This is a genomic window from Paenibacillus sp. EPM92, from assembly GCF_016586185.1.
In the GTDB taxonomy this organism is placed as follows: Bacteria; Bacillota; Bacilli; order Paenibacillales; family NBRC-103111; genus Paenibacillus_G; species Paenibacillus_G validus.
The window spans coordinates 1-6,475 of the sequence record NZ_BCPS01000083.1 but is presented as its reverse complement, the minus strand read 5'-3'; the positions used below and the strand labels follow the sequence as shown (position 1 = coordinate 6,475).

The following is a 6,475-nucleotide window of genomic DNA, read 5'->3' as shown; positions in this document are numbered from 1 at the left end:
TTTTGATTATGAGGGTTGAGGTGACAACGTTGAATTCATACGATTTGGTAGTGCTCGGTGGAGGCCCGGGCGGTTATGTGGCTGCGATCCGTGCGGCGAAGCTAGGGCTATCGGTTGCCCTGATCGAAGCTTCCGAGCTTGGAGGCACATGCCTTAACCGCGGATGCATTCCGTCCAAAACGCTGCTGCATATGGCGGAAGCGGTTGAAACGATCAAGAAGGTTCAAGCCTGGGGAATCAAGACGGGCCCGGTTGAACTATCATGGGATGCGATGCTGGCCCGTCAGGGCCAAGTGATGCAGACGCTGCGCACCGGCATTGCGGGGCTGCTGAAAGCAAACAAGATCAGCCATCTCCGCGGCTGGGGCAAGGTGCTGCCGAACCGTGAGATCGAGGTTGCTTCGGATACGGGAGTGACCCGCGTACGCGCGGACAAGATTATTTTGGCTACAGGCTCCAAGCCTTTCGTTCCCCCGATTCCGGGATTGGACGGGCTGCCTTATCAAACGAGCGATACGATTTTCCAAATGGACCGTATACCGAAAACGACGACGATTATCGGCGGCGGTGTGATCGGTGTTGAATTCGCGGCTATTTTCTCGGCGTTCGGCACGCAGGTGACGGTTGTTGAAGCGACCGACCGCATCGTGCCGACTGAGGACGAAGCGGCTTCCCAAGCGCTGGCCAAGGCGTTGAAGCAGCGGGGCGTTCAGGTGCAGGCTGCGACCAAAGTGGAGCAGGTTCGCTACGACAATGGCCAATTCCATGTGTCGGCGGCGCACGGCGGCCAGACGTCCGAGCATGCGGCTGAGGAATTGCTGGTCGCAGTCGGTCGGACTCCAAGCCTTGGCGGGCTGGAGGAGCTGCCGCTCAAGATGAACGGGCGATTTGTCGAGGTCAATGAACAGATGGAAACGAGCATCCCCCATGTATACGCCATTGGGGATCTTGTCGGGGGATATCAATTGGCGCATGTGGCTAGTGCCGAAGGGCTTATAGCGGCAGCGAATGCGGCCGGAAAACAAGAGAAAATCGATTACCGCGTCGTACCTCGCTGCATTTACACCCATCCCGAAATCGCCAGTGTAGGGATGACGGAGCAGGAAGCGAAGAACAGCGGTCTTGCGGTTAAAGTCCAGACGTATTCCATGAGAGGGAACGGGAAGGCGCTGTCCATGGGAGAAACCGATGGCTTCGTGAAGCTGATCGCCGATGAGAAATACGGCGAGATTGTTGGCGTAACCATGGTCGGGCCGCACGTGACCGACATGATTACGACAGCTTCCTCATTCATGCATTTAGAGGGCACGGTGGCAGAGTGGGCAAGCCTGATCCATCCGCATCCGACCGTATCGGAGTCTTTCTATGAGGCGGCTAACGGATGGCTGGGCATGGGAGTCAATCATTAATACAGGATAAGATGCAATCGGAAAGGTTGTCTCGAAACGGACAGCCTTTTTCGTACACACTCCGATGTTATCTTAGAGCAACTCGTGAAGGGTTACGATCATTGCCGGCTGGTTGAAGTATCTTTATCCTTGTGGAACAGCGGGTATTTATTTGTTGACAGAACCGTAAGCAGTGTTTAGAATTACAAATGAAAGCGATCTATACAAATGTAAAGAAGGCGCTTGATTAAAGCGGCAGCCCTATCAAACTGAGTGATGAATGAAGTTTCAAATATTGAAGAGGATCGGGGAGAAGCCATATGAACATGAATAAAAAGCTGTTGGAGCTGGAGCGTAAGGGCGGTTTGATCCGTGTCGGCTTAATTGGAGCGGGTCAAATGGGACGAGGCATGATCTCGCAAATCGAAAGCATGAAGGGAATGCGTGTGGTAGCCACCGCTGATATAAGGGTTGAGCAGGCCAAAAACGCTTACTTGTTTGCAGGTGTCCGCGCAGAGCACATCGTGCAAACACGCGAGCTGGAGCAGGCGGAGCGGGCGATAGACCAGCGTTCGGTTGTGGTTACGGATGACATGCACATGCTGCTCGCGCTCCCGAATGTGGATGTGATCGTTGATGCGACCGGAGTACCGAGTGTTGGTGCGGAGATTGCCTGGAAGGCGATCCTGAACAAAAAGCATATCGTCATGTTGAACGTCGAAACGGATGTAACCGTTGGCCCGCTGCTTAATAAAATGGCCGCTTCGGCAGGCGTTGTATACACGGGCTCGGCCGGTGACGAGCCAGGGGCGGTCATGGAGCTGTACAACTTTGCGGATGCTATCGGCTTCGAGGTTCTGGCGATCGGTAAAGGCAAGAACAACCCGCTTAATGTGCAGGCAACGCCGGATTCGGCACGTGAATATGCGCAAAGCGTAGGGGCGAATCCGAAGATGATCGCTTCATTCCAAGACGGAACCAAGACGATGATCGAGATGACAGCGGTGGCTAACGCGACAGGGTTTGTACCGGACCAACCAGGGATGAACGGGCCGGTAGCAACCGTGGAGGAGCTGACACAGGTGCTTCGTCTGCGGGAGGATGGAGGCATCCTGACGCGGACAGGAGTCGTTGAATATGTGAACGGTGTAGCACCGGGCGTATTTGTTATCGTCACCTCGGGCAAGGAAGAGGTCCGGCATGAGATGGAGTACCTGAAGATGGGCAAAGGCCCGAACTTTGTGTTATTCCGGCCGTACCATTTAACGAGCCTGGAGACCCCGTTGTCGGTGGCTGGTGCCTACTTCTACAATGAGCAAACCATCGCACCGTGGAAAGGGCTGGTGGCTGAAACCGTGACCATCGCCAAGAAGGATCTGCAGCCGGGAGATCGTCTGGACGGGATCGGCGGATTCACGGTGTACGGCAAGATCATGACTGCGGCCGAAGCGAAATCGCTAAACGCCTTACCGATCGGTTTAGTTCAAGCACAGACGGTAAAACGCGCGGTAAGGGCCGGTGAAATCATCACGTACGATGACGTGGAGCAAACGGCTTCTTCGGTCATTTGGGAGCTGCGCAAGCTGCAGGATCAAGCACTTCTCGCCGGGAGCCTATAAAGGTAAGGCGCTGTAATCTTAGCAAATGAATCCGCTTTTGATAACATCCACCTTTTTAGTGAAAGCTGACTTGATAATCATGATGAAGTATGGGTGGGGTTGATTGACGATGATGACTGATGAGGAGAAAAAGTTTCTGCTTAAGATTAGCCGCATGTATTATTTTGAAGATTGTACACAAGCGGAAATCGCCAAGAAAGTCGGAGTTTCCAGACCTATCATATCTAAAGGTCTTCAGAAGGCGCTCCACGTAAAGCTGGTTGAAATTATTATACATGACCAAGCGGCGCCTACGATCGATTTGGAGCAGGAAATCGAAAGCGCTTTTTCATTAGAAGAAGTTATCGTCGTACCCACGGCCGATATGTCAACCGAGCTTGCCAATAGTGCGCTTGCCAAGGCTGCTTCCTCCTATGTGCTGAAGCAGCTCAAGCATGTAACGAAGATCGGCATCTCGTGGGGGACGACCTTACACAACCTGGTGAAGGAATTCCCCGAAGAGGCTCACGAGCATTTGAAGATAATCCCGCTCGTAGGGGGCATGGGCTCTAATCGAATTGAGCTTCATTCGAATCAAATTGCCTACGAATTGTCCAAAAAGCTGAACTGCAGCTGTGAATCCTTGTATGCGCCGGCCATTGTGGAGAGTGAAAGCTTCCGCGATCTTCTATTGCAAACCCCGACGGTTGCCGATGTGTTGGAAGAAGCGAAAAAAATTGATCTGGCCATTGTAGGGATCGGTAATCCCTTTATGCAATCCACCCTGGAGGAAATCGGTTATATAGGGGACGATGAGTTGAAGAGTTTGGAAGCCTCCGGCGTTGTGGGGGATATCAACTCCTGTTTTATTTGCAGGGACGGCACGATCGCAAAAAATTCGATCAACGAGCGGGTCATCGGAATTCAGGTGGTTGAATTGAAGAGCGTGAGCAAGGTAATCGCCATCGTTCAAGGAAGCCATAAAGCAGATAGCGTCTTGGCGGCTCTGCGGGGGGGCTATATTCATACGCTGATTACAGATGAACAAACGGCTTCAGAGATGGTTAGACTCATGAAAATACAGAGCCACAAGCAGGATTCGGGCCAGCCAAGCTAGAGCTGGCCCCATGCGGCTCATCGAGCCGCTGTTCGTCCTGCTGTCAAGATCGACCCGATTTGAAGATGGAATGAATGAACCAAACGAGTATGAACACGGCGATCAGGGCGCCTATTTCCAGTACAGGGATGCTCCCAAATAAGCCAGGCTGATTGCTCTGGGAAGAGCCGATCATGATTCCCGTCAGGATGATGCAGAAAGAAAGCCAAACCATGCTGAGCGAAATCCTCTTGCTGATCCGATCCAGTTGTCTAAGCAGAAGATCAAATTGAGGGATGCTGACGTCCAGTTGTCCTTTCTTAATTAAAGGGATCAGCTCTTTGACCAGATTTGGGAATTCAAAGAGAATGTCGCTGTATTGCGTCCATTCTTCTTTGACATGTTCCAGTATCGAACCGGGATGAAGACGCTCGAGCAATAATTTTTTGCCGAACGGCTCTGCGATTTGGAGGATGCTGATCTTGGGATCCAGCTGCTTAACCACACCCTCTACCGTAATCAAGCATTTGCCCAATAGAACAAAATCGGCGGGAATCCGGACTTCATGCCGATAGGCTACTTCCAGAAGATCGTTTACCGCTTCTCCAAGACTCATCTCCCCGAAAGGCACGCCAACGTATTTATCACGAAGAAGATCGACATCGCGACGCAGGTCTGTCATGTTCACTTGCGGCGTAACAAGCCCCATCCCAAGCAAAGCTCTAATCACACCCTCCGAGCTCTGCAGCATTAATGCGATGATGAGCTTGGCGAGCTGCCGCTTGATCTTCGGCGTCAACCGGCCTACCAATCCAAAGTCCATAAATGCAATCACCTCACCCCGCAGCACCGTAATATTGCCGGGATGAGGATCCGCATGAAAAAAGCCTTTAATAAAAATTTGATGCAAAATGGCATTCATTAACCGCTCGGCTATTCTTTTGGAATCATAGCCTTTGGCATGCAGCAGTTCGGGAGAATTTAATTTGATCCCATCCATAAACTCCATGGCTAGAATCTTCTTGGAGGAAAATTCCCAATACACCTTCGGAATTCGGATGTGAGCCTGGTTTTTAAATTGACTGGCAATTTTTTCGGCATTTTTCCCTTCAATTGTATAATCAAGCTCATCGAGTAACGATTTTTTAAATTCTTCGAACAACCGCACAAGCTGATGGCGATGGGCCCATTCGAAGCGGGCTTCAGCCATGATTGCTAAATTTTGCAGGATTTCCAGATCCGTTCGGATCGTCTCGGCAATCGTTGGGCGCTGGACTTTAACAGCGATCCTCTCTCCTGTGGTTAGAAGGGCAAGATGAACTTGCCCGATCGAAGCGGCAGCCAGCGGCGTTTCCTCAAAGCTGAGAAAGGTTTGGTCCAGATCGATGTTCAATTCGGATTCAATGATATGTTTGACTTCCTGATAGGAGAAGGGGGTAACCTGATCCTGAAGCTTTTCCAATTCCTTAATGATAGACTCCGGTATGAGGTCGGACCGTGTACTGGCAATTTGGCCCAGCTTAATAAAAGTCGGACCCAATTCTTGAACAACGAGACGGATTCGCTCGCCAATAGATGTTTTTTCGTCCTTTTTTGTTCCGTTTCGAATGTTGCCGGGCAAGGACAACAGATGGAAAATGTCCAATTCTTCTACGATAAAACCAAAGCCATGGCGAGTAAGGGCCATTGCAATGCCCCGATAACGGTTAAAATGGCGAATCCGTTTGCCGATCAAGTGAAACCATCCTTTCAGGCAACAAGAGCTTATTCGTTGTTGTTTTCCAATTTTTCAAGACGCTTGCTCAGATTTTCAATGTCTTCCTTGGTCGCCACGTGCAGCTCTGCTAACAGGCTGTTCAATTGCTCTCGAATGAGCTGCTTCAGCTGTGCCTGTTCGGCTTCCCCCTTTTCTATCAATCGGTTGACAAGTTCTTTGGATTCATTGGCTGAAATATTTCCCTTTTTTACTAATTCATCAACTGCACTTTCAAGTTTTTCTTTGCTCAGGATCGTGACGCCGAGTCCTAACGACAAAGCTTTCTTCAGCAATTCATTCATCTAGTGAACCTCCTGTTTAATGATACTATAGAGTACCCCAATTCCCTGAATGCTATTAACTGATTCTGGAAATTTATTGCGTGCATGCTGACATCACTTTTCCTTGTTCATTGGATAAGCACCCCCTCTTACATATGTATTATACAATAACAATTGTAAAAAATGTTGCAGTCAGGAACATATTTTATATGAATATGTCGGTTGATATAAACAAATGAGCCTTGACAAAAACAAGAATACAGAAGTAGTATGATATTACAAATGTAACAAATAAGAACATATGTAAACGGAGGGATATCCAAATGGCAGTAGAAATGAAAGCCAAAATCGATCTA

5 protein-coding genes are annotated in these 6,475 nt (G+C 49.9%); 3 read left to right on the top strand and 2 right to left on the bottom strand.

What is annotated here, in order from left to right:
- Window positions 1-8: 8 nt before the first annotated feature.
- From lpdA to JMF85_RS22145, 3 genes are all read left to right on the top strand, one after another.
- The gene (gene lpdA / locus JMF85_RS22155; protein WP_308645033.1) at window positions 9-1,409 is read left to right on the top strand and encodes a dihydrolipoyl dehydrogenase; all 1,401 of its coding nucleotides are present in this window, start codon (window positions 9-11) and stop codon (window positions 1,407-1,409) included.
- Between the two features lie 299 nt (window positions 1,410-1,708).
- On the top strand, window positions 1,709-3,007 hold the full coding sequence (locus JMF85_RS22150) for an NAD(P)H-dependent oxidoreductase (RefSeq protein ID WP_127610781.1): 1,299 nt from the start codon (window positions 1,709-1,711) through the stop codon (window positions 3,005-3,007).
- Window positions 3,008-3,116: 109 nt separating this feature from the next.
- Entirely contained in the window at window positions 3,117-4,103 is a 987-nt protein-coding gene (locus JMF85_RS22145; RefSeq protein WP_236595951.1) for a sugar-binding transcriptional regulator, read from the top strand.
- A 43-nt stretch (window positions 4,104-4,146) separates the two neighbouring features.
- Here the strand turns inward: JMF85_RS22145 and JMF85_RS22140 are convergent, their stop codons facing one another.
- Entirely contained in the window at window positions 4,147-5,817 is a 1,671-nt protein-coding gene (locus JMF85_RS22140; protein ID WP_127610782.1) for an ABC1 kinase family protein, read from the bottom strand.
- 29 nt (window positions 5,818-5,846) lie between these two features.
- The gene (locus JMF85_RS22135; protein WP_127610783.1) at window positions 5,847-6,140 is read right to left on the bottom strand and encodes a phasin family protein; all 294 of its coding nucleotides are present in this window, start codon (window positions 6,138-6,140) and stop codon (window positions 5,847-5,849) included.
- Between the last annotated feature and the right edge of the window lie 335 nt (window positions 6,141-6,475).